Raw genomic sequence first — 20345 nt, forward strand, 5'->3', positions numbered from 1 at the left:
ACGCCCCCGGTCAGTCGCGCGCCGTCAGCGTCGCCTCGCGCCCTCAGCCCCGCCTCAGCCCCGCGCCGTCAGCGTCAGCAACGTCACTTCCGGCGGGCACGCGAACCGCATCGGCGTGTAGCGGTTCGCCCCGCACCCGGCCGACACGTGGAGGTACGAGGTCCGTCCCTCGGCCTCATGCCTGGAGAGGCCCTTCACGCGGTCCGTGTCCAGGTCGCAGTTGGTGACCAGGGCGCCGTAGAAGGGGATGCAGATCTGCCCGCCGTGCGTGTGGCCCGCGAGGATCAGCGGGTAGCCGTCGGCCGTGAAGGCGTCCAGCGAGCGCAGGTACGGGGCGTGCACGATGCCCATCGAGAAGTCCGCGCCCGCCTCCGGGCCGCCCGCCACGTCCGCGTACCGGTCGCGCTTGATGTGCGGGTCGTCCACGCCGGTGAACGCGATCTCGTAGCCGTCGATCTTCAGCGAGCCCCGCGTGTTCGTGAGGTTCAGCCAGCCCGCCGCGTCGAAGCCGTCGCGCAGGCCCTCCCAGGGGTTGCGAGGGACGCCGACGGCGGGTGCGTTGCCGTTCAGGCCGTGCTTGCCCTGGACCTTCTCGACCAGATAGCGGCCGGGGTTGCGCGGCTTCGGGCCGTAGTAGTCGTTCGAACCGAACACGTACGCCCCGGGGAACTCCATCAGGGGCCCGAGCGCGTCCAGCGTCTCCGGGACGCCCTCCGGGTCGGACAGGTTGTCGCCCGTGTTGATCACGAAGTCGGGCCGCAGGCCCGCCAGCGAGCGCAGCCACCGCTGCTTCTTGCGCTGCCCGGACACCATGTGGATGTCGGAGACCTGGAGGACCCGCAAGGAACGCATCCCCGGCGGCAGCACGGGCACCATGACCCGCCTCACCCGGAAGGAACGGGGCTCGATGCCCACCGAGTAGGCGAGGCCTGCCGCGGCCGTCGCCGTGATGCCGAGGGGTACTGCGTATCGCGCGCGCATCCCCCCATCGTGTCAGACCCCCGGCCCCCGCAATCCGCCAGGCGTTGGGGGGGCGCCCCGGGGCAACCGGCCGCAGCCGACGGGCAATCAGCGGGCAACCAGCCCGCACCCCAAGGAAATCCGTGGGCGGAGGATCGTCCGCACCTGCCACAATCAACCCATGACCACGCTCAAGTCGAAGCTGCAGGAAGACCTCACCGCCGCGATCCGGGGGCGCGACGAGCTGCGCTCCTCGACGCTCCGGCTGACCCTCACCGCGATCACGAAGGAGGAGGTCTCGGGCAAGACGGCCCGCGAGCTCTCCGACGACGAGGTGCAGAAGGTGATCGCCCGCGAGGCCAAGAAGCGCCGTGAGGCCGCGGAGGCCTTCGCCGACGGCGGCCGCGCCGAGCAGGCTGCGAAGGAGAAGGCGGAGGGCGAGATCCTCGCCGAGTACCTGCCGAAGCAGCTCACCGACGACGAGCTCCACGAGATCGTGGCCCAGGCCGTCCAGGAGGCCAAGGCCGCCGGTGCCGAGGGCCCGCGCGCCATGGGCCAGGTCATGAAGATCGTGAACCCGAAGGTCGCGGGCCTGGCTGAGGGCGGCCGCGTCGCCGCCACGGTCAAGAAGCTCCTCGCGGGCTGAAAGCCCGCCACCACGGCAGTACGTAGATGAGGGCGCCCCCTGAAGCAGGGGGCGCCCTCATCTACGTACTGGAGGAACCAGAGAGGAACCAGCAGCGCGCTACCGCGGCCAGCCGCCGCCGATCCCGCCACCGTTCCCGTTCCCCCCGTTTCCGTTCCCACCGTTCCCGTTCCCGCCGAGGACGTCCGGCGGGATCGTGATGTCGGGCCACGGGTTGTCGTCGTGGCCGCCGCCACCGTTTCCGTTGCCGCCGCCGTCACCGCCCGGCCTGCCGTCGTCGTCCCCGCCGTCGTCCCCGCCGTGGTCCCGGTCCCGGTCACGGCCCTTGCCCTTGTCCCCGCCGGGGATGTGGACGGTGTTGAAGTTCGGCGCAGGCTTGCCCGCGAGGGCGCCGCTCATCGCGTCGCGCCAGATCGGGCCCGGCACCTCGCCACCGAAGACCTTGCCGTAGGGGACTCCGCCAATGGTGATGTCGACCATCTGCCGCTTGTGCATCGGGTCGCCGACCCAGACCGCGCCCGACATGTTCGGGGTGTAGCCCACGAACCAGGCGGCGTAGCGGAAGTCGGTCGTACCGGTCTTGCCCGCGCTGGAGCGGGAGCCGAGACCGGCCTGCTTGCCCGTACCGTCCTCGACCACGCCCTTCAGGAGCGTGTTGATGGTGTCGGCGGTCCGCTCGGACATCGCGCGCGAGCACGTCGACTTCGGCACCGGCAGCGACTTGCCGCCGAGCGTCGCGATCGACTCGATGGCGATCGGCGTGCAGTACGTGCCGCGCGAGGCGAACGTCGCGTACGCGCCCGCCATCGTCAGCGGCGACATCTCCTGCGTGCCCAGCGCGATCGACGGCGCCTGGATCATCTCCTTGCCGTCGGCGCGCTCGACGCCCATCTTGGCGGCGAGCTTCGTCACCGGGCAGATGCCGATGTCGCCGATGAGCTGCACGTAGTAGGTGTTGACCGACTTCGCGGTCGCTTCCCGCATGCCGTACGGACCGACCTCGGTCTCGTTCTCGTTGGTCAGCTTCGCGCCGCCCGAGTTCACCCAGTCCTTGCCGTCGCACGCGGCGACGCGCTGCGGATAGGGCATCTCGTACGGGGACGAGTAGCTCTGACCGGCCGACTTGCCGCCTTCCAGGGCGGCCGCCGCGACGATCGGCTTGAACGTCGAACCGGGCTGATAGCCCGCGCCGCCGCCCATGGAGTCGTCCACGGAGAGGTTGATCGTGGTCTCGTCCTTCTTGAAGCCGTAGGGACGGGACTGGCCCATGCCCAGGATCTTGCCCGTGCCCGGCTCGACGATGGTGGCGGCGGTCGCCACGTCGTCGGTCTTGTTCACGTGATTCTTTATCGACGCCTGCACCGAGTCCTGCGCCTGCGGATCCAGCGTCGTACGGACCTTCAGACCGCCCCGGTTCCAGACCTTGGCCCGGTCCTCCTTGGTCTTGCCGAAGACCGGGTCGTTGAGGAACACCTCGCGCACGTAGTCACAGAAGAAGCCCGCGCCGCTGACCGAGGTGATGCAGCCGTTCTTGGGGCGGCTCACCTTCAGCCCGAGCTCGGTCTTCTTGGCCTCGTCGGCCTGGCCCTGCGAGATGTCGTGCGTGTCGGCCATCCGCTGCAGCACCACGTTGCGCCGCTTGGTGGCCTCGGCCGCGTCGTTCACCGGGTCGTACCTGCTGGGCGACTGCACGATGCCCGCGAGGAGCGCGGCCTCCTGGACCTTCAGGTCCTTGGCGTGCTTGGAGAAGTACCGCTGGGCCGCGGCCTCGATGCCGTACGCCTGCTGACCGAAGTAGGTGATGTTCAGGTAGTTCTTGAGGATGCGCTTCTTGCCCAGCTTGTCCTCGACCTGAATCGCGTACTTCAGCTCGCGGACCTTGCGGCCGATCGTCTGCTGGGTGGCCTCGGCGACCTTCGTCGGGTCGTCACCGGCCTCCTCCACGAAGACGTTCTTCACGTACTGCTGCGTGAGCGTGGACGCGCCCTGCGAGACGCCGCCGCTCTGCGCGTTCTGGTTGACCGCGCGGAGGATGCCCTTGAGGTCGACCGCGCCGTGCTCGTAGAAGCGGGCGTCCTCGATCGCGACGATCGCCTTCTGCATGTACGGCGAGATGTCCTTGAGCGGGACGACCGTACGGTCACGCGAGTAGACCGTGGCGATCGATCCGCCCTTGTTGTCCAGGATCGTGGTGCGCTGACTGAGCGGCGGCTGCTTGAGGTTGGCGGGGATCTCGTCGAACCCCTCGACCGAGCCCTTGGCCGCGAGGCCCAGCGCTCCGGCCGCGGGCAGGGCGATCCCGGCCAGCACCGCACCCGCCAGGACGCTGACTCCGAGGAACTTCGCGGCCTGCTGAGTTGGTGACAGACCACCGCCCGAGCGCTTCTTTCCCATGGGGGCAGCCTACGTTCTGATTCGCCGGACAGGCCTTAATGCCTTGGCCTAAGCTGCTCCCAACTGTCACAGCAGTGTGGTTCGGCAACAAGCCCTGCATCGCTCCCGAATCCGACGGAATCATGTCCGAATTCGCCTCATGTGGCGCTCGGCGTCCGTTGTGACTCAACTGAACTGTCCCGGAATGCCGGGTTCCTCACGGATGTCGCCCGCTCACTCCGTCGGGTGATCTGCCGCTTACGCATAGTCCGTTCGGGCCATCCAAGATTGGGCCCGAAGGGGGTGTTGCGCTGTGCCCACCTTCCGTAACGTCCTCAACTGGCGGCGGTGCATATGCCGCTGCCGCCGTGGGGGAGCCTCGATTCGGGAGAGGACGGCGCCGGTATGGGCTGGGTAACCGACTGGAGTGCGCAGGCGGCCTGCCGCACTACCGATCCGGATGAACTGTTCGTTCAAGGAGCAGCGCAGAACAGGGCCAAGGCGGTGTGCACCGGATGTCCGGTGCGGACCGAGTGCCTGGCCGACGCGCTGGACAATCGCGTCGAGTTCGGCGTGTGGGGTGGCATGACGGAGCGAGAGCGTCGCGCATTGCTGCGCAGGCGTCCCACCGTCACCTCATGGCGCAGGCTCCTGGAGACTGCGCGCTCCGAGTACGAGCGTGGCGCGGGCCTGCTGCCCGTGGACTTGGAGGACGAGGAGACGTACGAGAGCTACGCCGCGGTCGGGTAGGCCGTCGGGGCGAGATGAACACACGGGCGGGGCGCTGAGCCCCGCGACCGGGCATCCGGGCCGATGAACCCCACGTTCCGTCAGCCTGCCAGCCGGTCCCCTACGGCCCGGAGCCCAGCAAGGTCATGCACGTCGCCGGGCAGCGCGGCCACTTCGGCCACCGCCACCTCGGGGTGGAGCGCGGTGAAGCGGTCACGCGTGCGCTGCTCACGGGCGAGCAGCTGCATGCGCTCCGCGTGCAGACGCAACAGACCCGCGGTCAACTGCTCGACGGACGGGTCCTCGGAAGGCTCGGGGTCCTCGGGAAGCTCGGTGTCCTTCGGGGCCTCGGAAGGTGCTGGGTTCGCCGAGCCGGAAGGCGCGGGATTCTCTGAAGTGGCGGAAATCTCGGGGGAGTTACGAACTCCTACCTTCCCGTCCTCCTGATCCACAATGCCGCTCTCCTCAAGATTTTCCGCGGCGGCCAGCGCCCGCTCGGCCGACAGCTGAGCGGCGCCGCTGCCGTGCACGCGGTTCAGCACGAGACCCGCAAGCGGCATGTCGTCCGCGGCCAGGCGCTCCACGAAGTACGCGGCCTCCCGCAGCGCGTCCCGCTCCGGCGAGGCGACCACCAGGAACGCCGTGCCGGGCGCCTGCAGCAGTCGGTACGTGGCATCGGCCCGGGTGCGGAAACCGCCGAACATGCTGTCCATGGCCGTCACGAACATCTGCACGTCACGCAGCAGCTGACCGCCGAGCAGCTTGCCGAGGGCCCCCGTCATCATCGACATCCCAGCGTTCAGGAACTTCATCCCGGCCCGGCCGCCCACCTTCGCCGGGGCCATCAGGAGCCGGATCAGCTTCCCGTCCAGGAAGGACCCGAGGCGCTTGGGGGCGTCGAGGAAGTCAAGCGCCGAGCGCGAGGGCGGCGTGTCCACGACGATCAGATCCCACTCGTCCCGGGACCGCAGCTGCCCCAGCTTCTCCATCGCCATGTACTCCTGCGTGCCCGCGAAGCCCGCGGAGAGCGACTGGTAGAAGGGGTTGTTGAGGATCGCCTTGGCGCGCTCCTTGTCCGTGTGTGCCTCCACGATCTCATCGAAGGTGCGCTTCATGTCGAGCATCATGGCGTGCAGCTCGCCGGAGCCGGTGCCGGAGCCCGCCGACCCGTCGATGGACTTCACCCGCCGCGGCACGTTGTCGAGCGAGTCGATGCCCATGGACTGCGCGAGCCTGCGCGCCGGGTCGATGGTGAGCACGACGACCTTGCGGCCCCGCTCCGCCGCGCGCAGCCCGATGGCCGCCGCCGTGGTCGTCTTGCCGACGCCTCCGGAGCCGCAGCACACCACGATCCGCGTCTTCGGATCGTCGATCAGGGCGTCCACGTCCAGCGTGCGGTCGGGGCCCAGGGGCCGTGCCGTTTCCTGGGGCGTGTGGTCCCTGGTCGTGCGGTCCCTGGTCTCCCTGGTCATGCGATCCCTTGCTTCCGCAGTGCCGTGGCGAGCTCGTAGAGGCCCGCGAGGTCCATCCCGCCCGCGAGCAGCGGGAGTTCGTGCAGGGGCCGGCCGAACTCGGCCAGCTGGGCACGCTGGTCGCGCTCCAGGGCGTACCGCTCGGCGTACTCCGCGGCCTGCTCCAGGAGCGGATCGACCAGCCGCTCCGCGCCCCCGCCGCGCCGCGCCCCGCCGAGCCCGGCGGCGGACAGCGTCTTGGCGATGGCCGTACGGGGCGTGCGGTCGAGGCCCAGCTCCAGGGAGGCGTCGCCCAGCAGGGCCGGGCGCACCATGTTGACGATGACCCGCCCCACGGGCAGCTGCGCGGCCTGCAGCTCGGCGATCCCGTCCGCGGTCTCCTGGACCGGCATCTCCTCGAGCAGGGTCACCAGGTGCACGGCCGTCTCGGGCGACTTCAGGACCCGCATGACGGCCTGCGCCTGATTGTGTATCGGCCCGATCTTCGCGAGCCCTGCGACCTCGTCGTTCACGTTCAGGAAGCGCGTGATGCGACCGGTCGGCGGGGCGTCCATCACGACGCAGTCGTACGTGTACCGCCCGCGCTTGTCCTTCCGGCGCACGGCCTCACAGGCCTTGCCGGTCAGCAGCACGTCCCGGAGTCCCGGCGCGATGGTGGTCGCGAAGTCGATGGCCCCGAGCTTCTTCAGGGCGCGTCCCGCACCTCCCAGTTTGTAGAACATCTGGAGGTAGTCGAGCAGCGCGAGCTCGGGATCGATGGCGAGGGCATACACCTCCCCGCCCCCGGGAGCGACGGCGATCTTCCGCTCCTCATAGGGCAGCGCTTCGGTTTCGAAGAGCTGCGCGATGCCCTGCCTGCCCTCGACCTCCACGAGGAGGGTGCGTTTGCCCTCCGTCGCGAGGGCGAGCGCGAGGGCTGCGGCCACCGTGGTCTTGCCGGTACCGCCCTTGCCACTGACGACCTGGAGCCTGCTCACCCTTCCGAGCCTAACCAGTCGCCGCCCGGACTACGCAGGAGCCCACCCTGAGCAGCTCCTCACAGCGACTACAGTCGGCCATATGACCAAGTGGGAATACGCAACCGTGCCTCTGCTCGTCCACGCCACGAAGCAGATTCTGGACACCTGGGGCGAGGACGGCTGGGAGCTCGTCCAGGTCGTCCCCGGGCCGAACAACCCCGAGCAGCTCGTGGCCTACCTGAAGCGGGAGAAGCAGGCATGAGCGGTGCAGTCGAGGCCCGCCTCGCCGAGCTCGGACTGACGCTGCCGGAGGTCGTGCCGCCGCTGGCGTCCTACCAGCCTGCCGTCCAGTCGGGCGTGTACGTCTACACCGCGGGCCAGCTCCCGATGGTGGAGGGCAAGCTCGCGGTGACCGGCAAGGTCGGCGCCGAGGTGACCCCGGAGGAGGCCAAGGACCTGGCCCGCACCTGCGCGCTCAACGCGCTGGCCGCGGTCAAGTCGGTCGCCGGTGACCTGGACCGCATCGCGCGCGTCGTGAAGGTCGTCGGCTTCGTCGCGTCGGCCCCGGACTTCACGGGCCAGCCCGGCGTGATCAACGGCGCGAGCGAGCTCCTCGGCGAGGTCCTCGGTGACAAGGGCGTGCACGCCCGCAGCGCCGTGGGTGTCGCCGTGCTGCCGCTGGACGCTCCGGTCGAGGTCGAGTTCCAGGTGGAACTGACGGAGGCGTGAGCGGTTCGGTGAGCTGTTTCTCGGGTGGCTTTCTGAGTGATTTTCGGCCGTTCGGGGGTGCCGGTATTGCGTACCGGGGCCCCTGTGGGCACCGGTAGTTGCCTCTCGAACATCAGCTCGCCAGGGGATAGCCTCCGCCCATGGCAAATGGGCAGTGGTACCCCCCGGAGTGGCCCGACCGCATTCGTGCCCTCGCGAGCGGTGAGCTGACACCGGCGACTCCGCGCCGCGCCGCCACCGTCATGCTGCTCAGGGACGGGCGGGACGAGGCGGGGAACGGCGCGCCGGAAGTACACATGCTGCGCAGACGCGCCTCCATGGCCTTCGCCGGAGGCGCGTACGCGTATCCGGGCGGCGGCGTCGACCCGCGCGACGACGATCACCTGGTGCGCTGGGCGGGCCCCACGCGCGCGTCCTGGGCGGCCCGCCTCGGCGTCGACGACGAGGCCGCGGCCCAGGCGATCGTCTGTGCCGCGGTCCGCGAGACGTACGAGGAAGCGGGCGTCCTGCTCGCCGGGTCCGGCCCGGAGACGGTCGTCGGCGACACCACCGGCGACGACTGGGAGACGGACCGCGAGGCCCTGGTGGCCCGCGACCTCTCCTTTGCCGAGTTCCTGAACCGCAGGAACCTTTGCCTGCGCAGCGATCTGCTGGCCGCGTGGGCGCGCTGGATCACTCCGGAGTTCGAGCCCAGGCGCTACGACACGTTCTTCTTCGTGGCCGCGCTGCCCGAGGGCCAGCGCACGCGCAACGCCTCCACGGAGGCCGACCGCACGGTCTGGATCCGCCCTTCGGAGGCGGCCGCCCGGTACGACGACGGCGAACTCCTGATGATGCCGCCCACCATCGCGACCCTGCGGGCCCTGAGCCCCCACCAGTCGCCCCGCGCGGCCCTCGCCGCGGCCCCGTCCCAGGACATGACTCCGGTGCTGGCCCAAGCCCGCCTGGAGAACGACACGCTGGTGCTCTCCTGGCCGGGCCACGACGAGTTCACCAAACGGGTGGGGGCGGGCGGCGAGCAGTGAGGGCGAGCGGTGCGAAGGGGCACCCCCGCGCGACCCTCACCGTCCCACACGCGCTCCCTCACTGCCCCGCACCGGCCCGCGTGGCTCCGCATGGGTCCGCGACAGCCTCTGCACTGGTCCGGGTGGCTCCGCATGGGTCCGCGACGGCCTCTGCACTGGTCCGGGTGGCTCCGCATGGGTCCGCGACGGCCTCTGCACTGGTCCGGGTGGTTCCGCATGGGTCCGCGACGGCCTCTGCACTGGTCCGGGTGGTTCCGCATGGGTCCGCGACGGCCTCTGCACTGGTCCGCGTGGCTCCGCATGGGTCCGCGACGGCCTCTGCACTGGCCCGCGTGCCTCTGCACCGGTCCGCAACCGCCCCGCAACGGCGCCCGCACCGCCCCGCAACCGCCCCCTCACCGCCCCGCGCGGCTCCGCACCGGTCCGCAACGGCCGCCGCACCAGCCCGCAACCGCCCCTCACCGCCCCGCGCGGCTCCGCGCCCACCGCCCACCCGCGCCGTAGACGAACTTGATCCGCCCCGACCCGCCCCGACCCGCCCCAGGCCCCTCCAGGGCCCGCTCCCGACAGGAGTCACCCCCGCATGACCGATGCCGCCGCCCTCCCCGGCCAGCCGCGCGGCGGAGTCCTCAGCGGCCCCGCCACCACCCGCGCGGTCAACGTCCTCGCGCCCAACCCCTCGGCGATGACCCTGGACGGCACGAACACCTGGATCGTCTCCGAGCCCGACTCCCCGCTGGCCGTGGTCATCGACCCGGGCCCGCTGGACGACGCCCACTTGAGCCACGTCATCGAGACGGCCGAGAAGATGGGCAAGCACGTGGCCCTGACCCTGCTCACCCACGGCCACCCCGACCACGCCGAGGGCGCCGCCCGCTTCGCCGAGCTGACCCGCACCCCCGTGCGCGCCCTGGACCCCGCCCTGCGCCTCGGCGACGAGGGCCTTGCGGCCGGTGACGTCATCACCACGGGAGGCCTGGAGATGCCCGTCGTGGCGACCCCCGGCCACACGGCGGACTCGCTCTGCTTCCACCTCCCCGCGGACCGCGCGGTCCTGACGGGCGACACGATCCTCGGCCGCGGCACGACGGTCGTGGCGCACCCCGACGGCCGCCTGGGCGACTACCTGGACTCCCTGCGGCGGCTGCGCTCCCTGACGGTCGACGACGGCGTCCACACGGTCCTGCCGGGCCACGGGCCGGTCCTGGAGGACGCACAAGGGGCCGTCGAGTTCTACCTGGCGCACCGCGCCACGCGCCTGGCCCAGGTCGAGACGGCCGTGGAGAACGGCCACGTGGAGGCCTCCGACGTCGTCGCGCACGTGTACGCCGACGTGGACCGCTCACTGTGGCCCGCGGCGGAGCTCTCGGTCAGGGCGCAGCTGGACTACTTGCGGGAGCACGGGCTGATCTGACGAGCCCGAGCCCGTGCCGAGCCCGGTGGGTTCGGAAAGCGCGAATGGGTCCCGCCTCCCAGGAGGCGGGACCCATCGACGTACGGATACAGCGTCAGCGCGACCGCTTGGCCAGCCGCTCCACGTCCAGCAGGATCACGGCACGGGCCTCCAGCCGCAGCCAACCGCGACCGGCGAAGTCCGCGAGCGCCTTGTTGACCGTCTCGCGGGAGGCGCCGACCAGCTGGGCCAGCTCTTCCTGCGTGAGGTCGTGCACGACGTGGATGCCCTCCTCGGACTGCACGCCGAAGCGGCGCGACAGGTCGAGGAGCGCGCGGGCCACGCGGCCGGGCACGTCGGAGAAGACCAGGTCGGACATCTGGTCGTTGGTCTTGCGCAGGCGCCGGGCGACGGCGCGCAGCAGCGCGGATGCCACCTCGGGGCGGGCGTTCAGCCAGGGCTGGAGGTCGCCGTGGCCCAGGCCGAGCAGCTTCACCTCGGTGAGGGCGGAGGCGGTCGCCGTCCGCGGGCCCGGGTCGAAGAGCGAAAGCTCACCGATGAGCTCGCCGGGGCCGAGCACCGCAAGCATGTTCTCGCGCCCGTCGGGCGAGGTGCGGTGCAGCTTCACCTTGCCTTCGGTGACCACGTAGAGGCGGTCGCCCGGGTCTCCCTCATGGAAAAGGGCGTCTCCGCGCGCGAGCGTCACCTCACTCATGGAGCCGCGAAGCTCCGCGGCCTGCTCGTCATCGAGCGCCGCGAAGAGCGGGGCGCGCCGCAGAACGTCGTCCACGAGTTCTCTCCTTGTCGACCTGCTCAGGGGATCTTGATTCCCCCGCATATCAGGGGTCCGTGTTCCCCATTTTGCCGGACGGTCCAAACAGTGTGATCAGTCACAAGTCTGCCGCACCGGCGTCGCAAGCTGTGCGGGAGGGGGCCAATTGGGGGCCGATCCATGGGGTCAAGGACGAATGTCAGTGCCGGGCTCTAGGCTGGCCGGGTGTCCAAAAAGCCGGTGAGAGCGCAGGCCGAGGGGGCTGGGAAGGTGGCCGCACCCCGTAATTCCGCTGTGGGCGAACATGCGTCCTACGCCCCTGGCAAAGCGACAAATCAGACAGCTTCCCTGATGTCTCCGGCGATGAGGTCGTCCCTGTGAACGCGAAGAAGACGACGGCGAAGGCCGTCGCCAAGAAGGCGCCCGCCAAGAAGACTGCGGCCCCGGCGAAGAGGGCGGCCGCAGCCAAGAAGGCGTCGATCAAGACGACGGCGGCAGCCAAGACGACGGCGACCAAGACGACGGCGACCACGACCACGGCGGCAGCCAAGACGACGGCCGCGACCAAGAAGGCAGCCTCGGCGAAGAAGGCAGCCCTGGCAAAGAAGGCAGCCCCGGCGAAGAAGACGACGGCCGCGACCAAGACGACGGCCGCAACCAAGAAGTCCGCCGCAGCCAAGAAGCCCCCGGCCGCCACTGCCTCCGCCGCTCCCACCGGCCCGCAGGAGTCCCGCACCGCCCTAGTCCGCCGAGCCCGGCGGATCAACCGCGAGCTCGCCGAGGTGTATTCGTACGCACACCCGGAGCTGGACTTCGAGAACCCCTTCGAGCTCCTGGTCGCCACGGTCCTCTCCGCCCAGACCACCGACCTGCGCGTGAACCAGACGACCCCGCGCCTCTTCGCCAAGTACCCGACTCCGGAGGACCTGGCCGCGGCCGTCCCCGAGGAGGTCGAGGAGCTGATCAGGCCGACCGGGTTCTTCCGCGCCAAGACCAAGTCGATCATGGGCCTGGCGAAGGCGCTGCGGGACGACTTCGGCGGCGAGGTCCCCGGCCGCATAGACGATCTCGTGAAGCTGCCCGGAGTGGGCCGCAAGACCGCCTTCGTCGTGCTGGGCAACGCCTTCGGCGTCCCCGGCATCACCGTGGACACCCACTTCGGCCGCCTGGTCCGCCGCTGGAAGTGGACCGCGGAGACCGACCCGGAGAAGGTCGAGACGGCCGTCGCCGAGCTCTTCCCGAAGAGCGAGTGGACGATGCTCTCGCACCGCGTGATCTTCCACGGCCGCCGCATCTGCCACTCCCGCAAGCCCGCCTGCGGTGCCTGCCCGATCGCCCCGCTCTGTCCGTCGTACGGGGAGGGCGAGACGGACCCGGAGAAGGCGAAGAAGCTGCTCAAGTACGAGATGGGCGGCCTCCCGGGCCAGCGCCTGAAGCCGCCGCCGGACTATCCCGGCAAGCCGGCGCCTCCGCTCGCCACGGGATGAGGTGACGGCGACGCAGGGTGGAACGAACCGCAGGGGAGAGAGCGTTGTCCAGAGACGGACGGGGGTGCCGATGACGCACGCGAGCGAGACGACGAACGCCATGGACGGCGACACGAGCCGGGTGACCCACGCGGGCGAGGCGCGCCACGCGGGCGGGGCGCCCCACGCGGGCCAGGTGCCTTCTGCGGGGCGGGCGTCCCATGAAGGCCACCCGTTGCTCAGTACCGCAGGCCTGCCCTCCTGGCTCGACCCGGTCGTCCACGCCGCCGAGACCGTCCAGCCGCTTCAGCTGAGCCGTTTCCTGCCTCCGGAGAGCGGTGCCGGGCGGCAGTCCGCCGTGCTCATCCTCTTCGGAGAGGGCGATCAGGGTCCCGAGTTGCTCCTGATGGAGCGGGCCGGGTCCCTCCGGTCGCACGCCGGTCAGCCCTCCTTCCCCGGCGGCGCGCTCGACCCCGAGGACGGCGACCCCCAGGGCGAGGGGCCGCTGCGGGCCGCGCTGCGCGAGGCCGAGGAGGAGACGGGGCTCGACCCCGGGGGCGTTCAGCTCTTCGCCGAGCTGCCTCGGCTCTTCATCCCCGTGAGCGACTTCGTCGTGACGCCCGTCCTCGGCTGGTGGCGCACCCCGACGCCGGTAGGCGTCGTCGATCCGAACGAGACGGCCCGGGTCTTCACGGTTCCCGTGGCCGATCTCACGGACCCGGAGAATCGGGCGACGGCGGTGCACCCCAGCGGTCACCACGGTCCCGCCTTCCTCGTCGAGTCCGCCCTGGTCTGGGGTTTCACGGCCGGAGTGATCGATAGAATCCTGCACTTCGCGGGCTGGGAGCGCCCCTGGGACCGCAGCAGGCAGGTCCCGCTCGACTGGCGCGCATGACAAGGTTGCGGGGAACGGGCGACCGCGATGCGAGGCGAGGATTGAATCGGTGAACGTGCTGGACGTCCTGCTGCTGCTCGCCGCCGTGTGGTTCGCTGTCGTGGGGTACCGCCAGGGCTTCGTGGTCGGCATCCTCTCGGTGATCGGCTTCCTGGGCGGCGGTCTCGTCGCCGTCTATCTCCTGCCGATCGTCTGGGACGCCCTCACGGACGACGACGCGGGCACGGTGAGCACGACCGCGGCGGTGGTCGCCGTCGTCATCGTGATCGTCTGCGCCTCGATCGGGCAGGCCTTCACCACCCACCTCGGCAACAAGCTGCGCAGATACATCACCTGGCAGCCGGCCCGGGCGCTGGACGCGACGGGCGGCGCCCTGGTCAACGTCGTGGCGATGCTCCTCGTCGCCTGGCTGATCGGCTCCGCCCTCGCGGGCACCACGCTGCCGACGCTGGGCAAGGAAGTGCGCAACTCCAAGGTGCTGCTCGGCGTCTCCCGCACCCTGCCCAACCAGGCCGACACGTGGTTCAACGACTTCTCGTCGGTCCTCGCGCAGAACGGTTTCCCGCAGGTCTTCAGCCCGTTCTCGAACGAGCCGATCAAGGACGTCCAGCCGCCGGACCCCAAGCTCGCCAAGAGCGAGGTCGCCACGAAGGCCAAGCGCTCCATCGTGAAGGTCCGCGGTGAGGCCCGCAGTTGCGGCAAGGTCCTCGAAGGCACCGGCTTCGTCTTCGCGGACCGCCGCGTGATGACGAACGCGCACGTGGTCGGCGGCGTGGACGAGCCGACGGTCCAGGTAGGCGATCACAACCAGGTGTACGACGCGAAGGTCGTGCTCTACGACTGGGAGCGGGACATCGCCGTACTGGACGTGCCCACGCTGAAGGCGCCGCCCCTGCAGTTCACGTCCAAGGACGCGACCAGCGGCGCGGGCGCCATCGTCGCGGGCTTCCCCGAGGACGGGCCCTACGACGTCCGTCCCGCGCGCGTGCGCGGCCGCATCACGGCCAAGGGCCCGGACATCTACCACCGCGGCACCGTGCGCCGTGATGTGTACTCGCTCTACGCGACCGTCCGCCAGGGCAACTCCGGCGGCCCGCTGCTCACGCCCGACGGCAAGGTCTACGGCGTGGTCTTCGCGAAGTCCCTCGACGACCCGGACACCGGCTATGCACTGACGGCGGACGAGGTGCGCGCGGACATCGAGCGGGGCCGCACCGCCAACCAAGAGGTCGACAGCGAGGGCTGCGCGCTCTAGAGCGGCGGCCGGGGGGCCCGGAGAACGGGGTCAGTCGCGCGTGTGCCGCAGCCGCGCGGAGACCCAGCGGGCCCTGCGGCGGAGAATGCGGGGAATGCCCATTTCTTGAGGGGGGCCGTGGTGGCCCGGATCCTGTGGCCCGCCCCTCTCACGGCTGTTCAGCGCTGTGGCCGAGCGGCGATTGCGTGCTACGTCACTGTAGTCGTGCGTCCAGCCCATACCCCGACGTCTGCCCGTGCCTCATGGTCGGTAATCGCGCACAGGGGCCCCAATTGGCCTATGCGCGAGGCAATTGGCGTTCGTAGGACATGCGTTCGCACAGGGCTCGGGAAAACCTCGGAAATCTCCACGCCCCACCCCGCGAAACCCCGCGAACCTTCAGAGCCTGTGTCATAACCCCGGCCGGGTGGGCGTCGTCTGGCACGCACTCCCCCAAGGCCTGAAAGGCCAGGGGGGACCCCCATGCCGCGTTGCCGCAACGTCCTAGTAGCTCCGCTACGAGGACGCTCCGGCGCCTTGCGATCGCACGCACCAGACGACGCCCACTGATCCGACCGGGGTTATGACACAGGCTCTCACCGATCCGGCTCGGGATCCTTCAGCCAGTTCACCAGCTCCGTGGAGAACGCCACCGGGTCCTCCTCGTGCGGGAAGTGCCCGAGACCGTCGAACAGCCGCCAACGGTAGGGCGCTTCGACGTACTCGCCCGATCCCGCCGCGCTCCTCGTCCGCATCACCGGGTCGAGCGAGCCGTGCAGATGCAGCGTCGGCACCCGCACCGGCCGCTTCATGCGGCGGTTGAACTGGATGCCGTCGGGCCGCGCCATCGACCGCACCATCCAGCGGTACGGCTCGACCGAGCAGTGCGCCGTCGACGGGATGCACATGGCGCGCCGGTACGTCTCGACCGCCTCGTCGTCCGGCAGGCCGGGGCCTGACCAGTCCCGCACCAGACGGCCCACCAGGGCCCCGTCATCGGCCACGAGTTGACGCTCCGGCACCCAGGGCCGCTGGAAGCCCCACACGTACGAGGCCGAGGCGGTCTGCTTGCGGTCCGACAGCATCGCCGAGCGCCAGCGCCGCGGGTGCGGCATCGAGGAGACGGCGAGGCGGCGCACCAGCTTGGGCCGCATCACGGCCGCCGTCCACGCGAGGTACCCGCCCAGGTCGTGCCCGACGAGCGCGGCGTCCGGCTCGCCGAGGGAACGCACGACGCCGGTGATGTCGAGGGCGAGGTTCGCCGGGTCGTAGCCGCGGGGCGTGCGGTCGCTGCCGCCCACGCCCCGCAGGTCCATCGCGACGGCCCGGAAACCCGCGTCGGCGAGCGCCACCATCTGGTGCCGCCACGTCCACCAGAACTGCGGGAAGCCGTGCAGGAGCAGGACCAGTGGCCCGTCCCCCATCTCGGCGATGTGGAAGCGCGCGCCGTTGGCGGCCACATCCCGGTGGGTCCAGGGTCCCTCGATGCGTACGACCGAGGCGGAGGGTTGGGCCGATGGGGCGGCGGGGTCCGTCATGAGGACGAGCGTGCCACAGTGGCCCCCGTCTCACCGATTCGGACGTCGACTGCACCCGCAGGGTTCACCGCGCGGGGATGCGGCTTGACGTTCCCCAGTACGGCAGCCGTCTCCTTGGCCGAAGCGGCGACCTTCTGCGGACCCTTGCCCTTCTTGGCCTTCTTCGCGAAGACGACGCCGATCAGCGCCAGCAGCCCGGCCACCAGCACATTGGCGGCGAAGGACAGCAGGAAGCAGACGGCGAGGTTCCAGCCGCTCCAGGTCCGGATGCCGTACGCCAGCGCGAAGCTCAGCATGGGCAGCGAGAAGATGAGGACCGCACCGGCCGCGGCGAACGCGCCACCGCCGATCGCGCCGCGCTTGACGTCCTGTCGCAGCTGAGCCTTGGCCAGCGCGATCTCGTCGTGCACCAGCGCGGACATCTCACCGGTCGCCGTGGCGACCAGTTGGCCGAGGCTGCGCTCGGCGCCGACGGGGCCGTCGGGTGAGCTCATCGCGTTCTCCCCTTTTTCTCTTCTGATCTCTTCTGAGATATGTCTGCTCAGATCATGCCGGACCGTTGCCATCCTCGCGTTCCCCACCCGCTACTTCGGCAAGCCTCCGGTGCTCCGCGGCCTTCTTCTCATAGATGGCGGCCATGCGGTGGTGGTACTCCGGGTCGTCCATCTCGTAGATGTCGGGGACACCGCTGAGGTCGTCGTCGCGCTCCTCGTCCTCGCACAGCTTGCGGTACTTGGCGTTGCGCATCTTAAGGAGGATCCCGGAGAGCAGGGCCGCGATGAGGGAGCCGGCCAGGACGGCCGCCTTGATCTCGTCGGTGAGCAGCGGATCCTCGGTGAAGGCGAGCTCGCCGATCAGCAGCGAGACGGTGAAGCCGATGCCCGCCAGTGAGGCGACGGCGAACACGTCAGGCCAGGCCAGGTCGTCGTTCAGCTCCGCCTTGGTGAAGCGCGCCGCGAGCCAGGTGCCGCCGAAGATGCCGACCGCCTTGCCGACGATCAGGCCGAGGACCACACCGAGCGTCTCCGGCTTGGTGAACACATCGCCGAGCGCGCCGCCCGTGACCACCACTCCCGCGCTGAACAGGGCGAACAGCGGCACGGCCAGGCCCGCGGAGAGGGGACGTACGAGATGTTCGATGTGCTCGCCGGGGGAGTGCTCCTCGCTCTCGTCCTCCTTGTGGCAGCGCAGCATCAGGCCCATGGCGACGCCCGCGATGGTGGCGTGGATGCCGCTGTTGTACATCAGGCCCCAGATGGCGAGCGCCAGCGGAACGTAGATGTACCAGCCCCGGACCCGCTTCCTGAGCAGCAGCCAGAACACGACGAGGCCGAGGACGGCGCCGCCGAGCGCGGCGAAGTTCAGGTCGCTGGTGAAGAAGACCGCGATGATCAGGATCGCGAAGAGGTCGTCGACGACGGCGAGGGTCAGCAGGAAGGCGCGCAGCGCGGACGGCAGCGAGGTGCCGATGACGGCGAGGACCGCGAGCGCGAAGGCGATGTCGGTGGCGGTCGGCACGGCCCAGCCGTCCATCGAGCCGCCGCCGACGGTGTTGGTGAGGACGTACACGAGCGCGGGCACGGCCATGCCGCAGAGCGCCGCGACGACGGGCAGGGCCGCCGCCTTGGGGTCGCGCAGATCGCCCGCGACCAGCTCGCGCTTGAGTTCGATGCCCGCCACGAAGAAGAAGACGGCGAGCAGGCCGTCGGCCGCCCAGTGCTGGATGGAGAGGTCAAGCCCGAGGGAGCCGGGGCCGAGGTGGAAGTTCCGTATGGAGTCGTAGGAGCCACCGGCCGTATTTGCCCAGATCAGGGCGGCGACCGCGGCGACGAGCAGCAGTACGCCGCCGACGGTCTCGGTGCGCAGGGCTTCCGCGACGAAGTTCCGCTCGGGGAGTGAGAGGCGTCCGAGCACCTTGCGGTCGTTGCTGCGGTGGGGGGCGGGCGCGGTCACGAGATTCGACCTCCGGTCGGGTGGGCAGGGCAGAGCACATGCCGACCAGACTTCCCGGCGCACCTAGGTACTTCTCGTTGCGTCCCGTTGCGTTCTTGACGCGCTGTTGACGCGATTCTTAGCTTACCTAACGTACGCCCGGACGTATCCGGTGATCTTCACCTTAAGCACAGAGGAGCCGCCCGGCGCGCTGCCGGACGGCTCCTTGTGCGTACGTGAACCCGCTGCTTGCCGGGGTCAGTCCTCGCTCGGCGCGGCCGGGAGCTTGGTCTGGATGAGATCCATCACGGAGGAGTCGGCGAGCGTGGTGACGTCACCCACCGCGCGGTTCTCCGCGACGTCCCGCAGCAGTCGGCGCATGATCTTGCCGGACCGGGTCTTCGGCAGCTCGGCCACCGGAAGGACCCGCTTCGGCTTGGCGATCGGGCCGAGCGTGGCACCCACGTGGTTGCGCAGCTCCGCGACGAGCCCCTCGTCGTCGGCGTTCGCCGTGCCCCGGAGGATCACGAAGGCGACGATGGCCTGTCCGGTGGTCTCGTCCGCCGCGCCCACGACCGCCGCTTCGGCGACCGCCGGGTGCGAGACGAGCGCCGACTCGACCTCCGTGGTGGAGATGTTGTGCCCGGAGACGAGCATCACGTCGTCCACGCGGCCGAGCAGCCAGATGTCGCCGTCGTCGTCCTTCTTGGCGCCGTCACCGGCGAAGTACTTGCCCTCGAAACGCGACCAGTACGTGTCGATGAACCGCTGGTCGTCGCCCCAGATGGTGCGCAGCATCGACGGCCACGGCTCGGTCAGGACGAGATAGCCACCGCCGCCGTTCGGCACCTCGTTCGCCTCGTCGTCGACGACGGTGGCGGAGATGCCCGGCAGGGCGCGCTGGGCGCTGCCCGGCTTGGTCTCGGTCACGCCCGGCAGCGGCGAGATCATCATCGCGCCGGTCTCGGTCTGCCACCAGGTGTCCACGATGGGGCACGTGTCGCCGCCGATGTTCTTCCGGTACCAGACCCAGGCCTCGGGGTTGATCGGCTCACCGACCGACCCGAGCACCCGCAGGCTGCTGAGGTCGAACTTCGCGGGGATGTCGTCGCCCCACTTCATGAACGTACGAATGGCCGTGGGCGCCGTGTACAGGATGGTGACCTTGTACTTCTGGACGATCTCCCAGAAGCGGCCCTGGTGCGGGGTGTCGGGGGTGCCCTCGTACATCACCTGGGTCGCGCCGTTCGCCAGCGGTCCGTACGTGATGTACGAGTGGCCGGTGACCCAGCCGATGTCGGCCGTGCACCAGTAGACGTCGGTCTCGGGCTTGAGGTCGAAGACGGCGTGGTGGGTGTACGCCGCCTGCGTGAGGTACCCGCCGGAGGTGTGCAGGATGCCCTTCGGCTTACCCGTGGTGCCCGAGGTGTAGAGGATGAAGAGCGGGTGCTCCGCGTCGAAGGCCTCGGGGGTGTGCTCCGCGGACTGCTTCTGGGTGATCTCGTGCCACCACACGTCGCGGCCCTCGGTCCATGCCACGTCCTGCTTGGTGCGCTGGACGACGAGGACGTGCCGGACGCCGTCGACGCGGCTGACGGCCTCGTCCACGGCGGTCTTGAGAGCGGAGGGCTTGCCCCGGCGGTACCCGCCGTCGGAGGTGATGACGACCTTGGCGTCGGCGTCCTCGATGCGCTTGGCGATCGCGTCGGCGGAGAAGCCGCCGAAGACCACCGAGTGGGCGGCGCCGATGCGGGCACAGGCCAGCATCGCGATGACCGCCTCGGGGATCATCGGCAGATAGACGGCGACCCGGTCGCCCTTCTGGACGCCCAGCTCGGTCAGCGCGTTGGCAGCCCGGCTGACCTCGTCCTTCAGCTCCGCATAGGTGATGGCCCGGCTGTCGCCGGGCTCACCCTCGAAGTGGATCGCGACACGGTCGCCGTTGCCCGCCTCGACGTGGCGGTCGACGCAGTTGTACGCGACGTTGAGCTTCCCGTCGGCGAACCACTTGGCGAACGGCGGGTTCGACCAGTCGAGCGTCTCGGTCGGCTCCGTGGCCCAGGTCAGCCGACGGGCCTGCTCGGCCCAGAAGCCGAGCCGGTCAGCCTTGGCCTGCTCGTACGCCTCCGCCGTGACGTTGGCGGAGGCTGCCAGCTCCGCCGGCGGCGCGAAGCGACGCTCCTCCTTCAGAAGGTTGGCCAGGCTTTCGTTGCTCACGACAT

Annotated in this window: 19 protein-coding genes; 9 read left to right on the forward strand and 10 right to left on the reverse strand. The window is 70.2% G+C overall.

The features are described from left to right. Positions 1-54 precede the first annotated feature (54 nt). On the reverse strand, positions 55-981 hold the full coding sequence (locus tag AC068B_RS26415) for a metallophosphoesterase (RefSeq protein WP_478674117.1): 927 nt from the start codon (positions 979-981) through the stop codon (positions 55-57). 160 nt (positions 982-1141) lie between these two features. On the opposite strand from AC068B_RS26415, the gene AC068B_RS26420 reads away from it, so the two are divergent. Further along, positions 1142-1606 carry a GatB/YqeY domain-containing protein gene (locus AC068B_RS26420; RefSeq protein ID WP_478674118.1) on the forward strand — a complete coding sequence of 155 codons (465 nt, stop codon included), beginning with the start codon at positions 1142-1144 and terminating at the stop codon, positions 1604-1606. A 99-nt stretch (positions 1607-1705) separates the two neighbouring features. On the opposite strand, the gene AC068B_RS26425 is transcribed toward AC068B_RS26420, so the two are convergent. Continuing rightward, the gene (locus AC068B_RS26425) at positions 1706-4000 is read right to left on the reverse strand and encodes a transglycosylase domain-containing protein (RefSeq protein WP_478674119.1); all 2295 of its coding nucleotides are present in this window, start codon (positions 3998-4000) and stop codon (positions 1706-1708) included. A 384-nt stretch (positions 4001-4384) separates the two neighbouring features. Here AC068B_RS26425 and AC068B_RS26430 point away from each other — a divergent pair, with 384 nt between their 5' ends. Then, complete coding sequence (locus tag AC068B_RS26430) at positions 4385-4729, forward strand: WhiB family transcriptional regulator (RefSeq protein WP_030782081.1); 345 nt, start codon at positions 4385-4387, stop codon at positions 4727-4729. An 80-nt stretch (positions 4730-4809) separates the two neighbouring features. Here AC068B_RS26430 and bagB read toward each other — a convergent pair whose 3' ends face one another. Together bagB and bagA are read right to left on the reverse strand one after the other, a co-directional pair. After that, on the reverse strand, positions 4810-6180 hold the full coding sequence (bagB, locus tag AC068B_RS26435) for an ATPase BagB (protein WP_478674120.1): 1371 nt from the start codon (positions 6178-6180) through the stop codon (positions 4810-4812). Continuing rightward, on the reverse strand, positions 6177-7157 hold the full coding sequence (gene bagA / locus AC068B_RS26440) for an ATPase BagA (protein ID WP_356260258.1): 981 nt from the start codon (positions 7155-7157) through the stop codon (positions 6177-6179). Before bagA ends, bagB begins: the two co-directional genes overlap by 4 nt. 82 nt (positions 7158-7239) lie before the next feature. On the opposite strand from bagA, the gene AC068B_RS26445 reads away from it, so the two are divergent. From AC068B_RS26445 to AC068B_RS26460, 4 genes are all read left to right on the forward strand, one after another. Further along, positions 7240-7401 carry a Sp36 family protein gene (locus tag AC068B_RS26445; protein WP_003975360.1) on the forward strand — a complete coding sequence of 54 codons (162 nt, stop codon included), beginning with the start codon at positions 7240-7242 and terminating at the stop codon, positions 7399-7401. Beyond that, a complete protein-coding gene (locus AC068B_RS26450) occupies positions 7398-7868 on the forward strand; it encodes a RidA family protein (protein WP_365359804.1) in 471 nt (156 codons plus the stop codon). The genes AC068B_RS26445 and AC068B_RS26450 overlap by 4 nt, the downstream gene beginning before the upstream one ends. 140 nt (positions 7869-8008) lie before the next feature. After that, a complete protein-coding gene (locus AC068B_RS26455; protein WP_478674121.1) occupies positions 8009-8893 on the forward strand; it encodes an NUDIX hydrolase in 885 nt (294 codons plus the stop codon). A gap of 583 nt (positions 8894-9476) precedes the next feature. Next, positions 9477-10307, forward strand: coding sequence for an MBL fold metallo-hydrolase (locus AC068B_RS26460; RefSeq protein ID WP_478674122.1), 831 nt, complete (start codon positions 9477-9479; stop codon positions 10305-10307). 94 nt (positions 10308-10401) lie between these two features. Here the strand turns inward: AC068B_RS26460 and AC068B_RS26465 are convergent, their stop codons facing one another. Continuing rightward, the gene (locus tag AC068B_RS26465; protein WP_055553109.1) at positions 10402-11076 is read right to left on the reverse strand and encodes a Crp/Fnr family transcriptional regulator; all 675 of its coding nucleotides are present in this window, start codon (positions 11074-11076) and stop codon (positions 10402-10404) included. A 359-nt stretch (positions 11077-11435) separates the two neighbouring features. Here AC068B_RS26465 and nth point away from each other — a divergent pair, with 359 nt between their 5' ends. From nth to AC068B_RS26480, 3 genes are all read left to right on the forward strand, one after another. Then, the gene (gene nth / locus AC068B_RS26470) at positions 11436-12545 is read left to right on the forward strand and encodes an endonuclease III (protein WP_478674123.1); all 1110 of its coding nucleotides are present in this window, start codon (positions 11436-11438) and stop codon (positions 12543-12545) included. A 100-nt stretch (positions 12546-12645) separates the two neighbouring features. Continuing rightward, entirely contained in the window at positions 12646-13419 is a 774-nt protein-coding gene (locus tag AC068B_RS26475; RefSeq protein WP_478674175.1) for an NUDIX hydrolase, read from the forward strand. Between the two features lie 49 nt (positions 13420-13468). Next, entirely contained in the window at positions 13469-14674 is a 1206-nt protein-coding gene (locus tag AC068B_RS26480; RefSeq protein WP_478674124.1) for a MarP family serine protease, read from the forward strand. Positions 14675-14704: 30 nt separating this feature from the next. Here AC068B_RS26480 and AC068B_RS26485 read toward each other — a convergent pair whose 3' ends face one another. The 5 genes from AC068B_RS26485 to acs all read right to left on the reverse strand — a co-directional run bounded on the left by AC068B_RS26485 (position 14705) and on the right by acs (position 20340). Further along, positions 14705-14893 carry a hypothetical protein gene (locus AC068B_RS26485; protein ID WP_079075134.1) on the reverse strand — a complete coding sequence of 63 codons (189 nt, stop codon included), beginning with the start codon at positions 14891-14893 and terminating at the stop codon, positions 14705-14707. Between the two features lie 356 nt (positions 14894-15249). Next, the gene (locus AC068B_RS26490; protein WP_356266340.1) at positions 15250-16191 is read right to left on the reverse strand and encodes an alpha/beta fold hydrolase; all 942 of its coding nucleotides are present in this window, start codon (positions 16189-16191) and stop codon (positions 15250-15252) included. Further along, positions 16188-16685 carry a phage holin family protein gene (locus tag AC068B_RS26495; protein ID WP_356266338.1) on the reverse strand — a complete coding sequence of 166 codons (498 nt, stop codon included), beginning with the start codon at positions 16683-16685 and terminating at the stop codon, positions 16188-16190. The genes AC068B_RS26490 and AC068B_RS26495 overlap by 4 nt, the downstream gene beginning before the upstream one ends. A gap of 52 nt (positions 16686-16737) precedes the next feature. Then, on the reverse strand, positions 16738-18144 hold the full coding sequence (gene nhaA / locus AC068B_RS26500; protein WP_478674125.1) for a Na+/H+ antiporter NhaA: 1407 nt from the start codon (positions 18142-18144) through the stop codon (positions 16738-16740). A 237-nt stretch (positions 18145-18381) separates the two neighbouring features. Beyond that, entirely contained in the window at positions 18382-20340 is a 1959-nt protein-coding gene (gene acs, locus AC068B_RS26505; RefSeq protein ID WP_478674126.1) for an acetate--CoA ligase, read from the reverse strand. Between the last annotated feature and the right edge of the window lie 5 nt (positions 20341-20345).

The organism is Streptomyces sp. NPDC042371 (assembly GCF_056437465.1).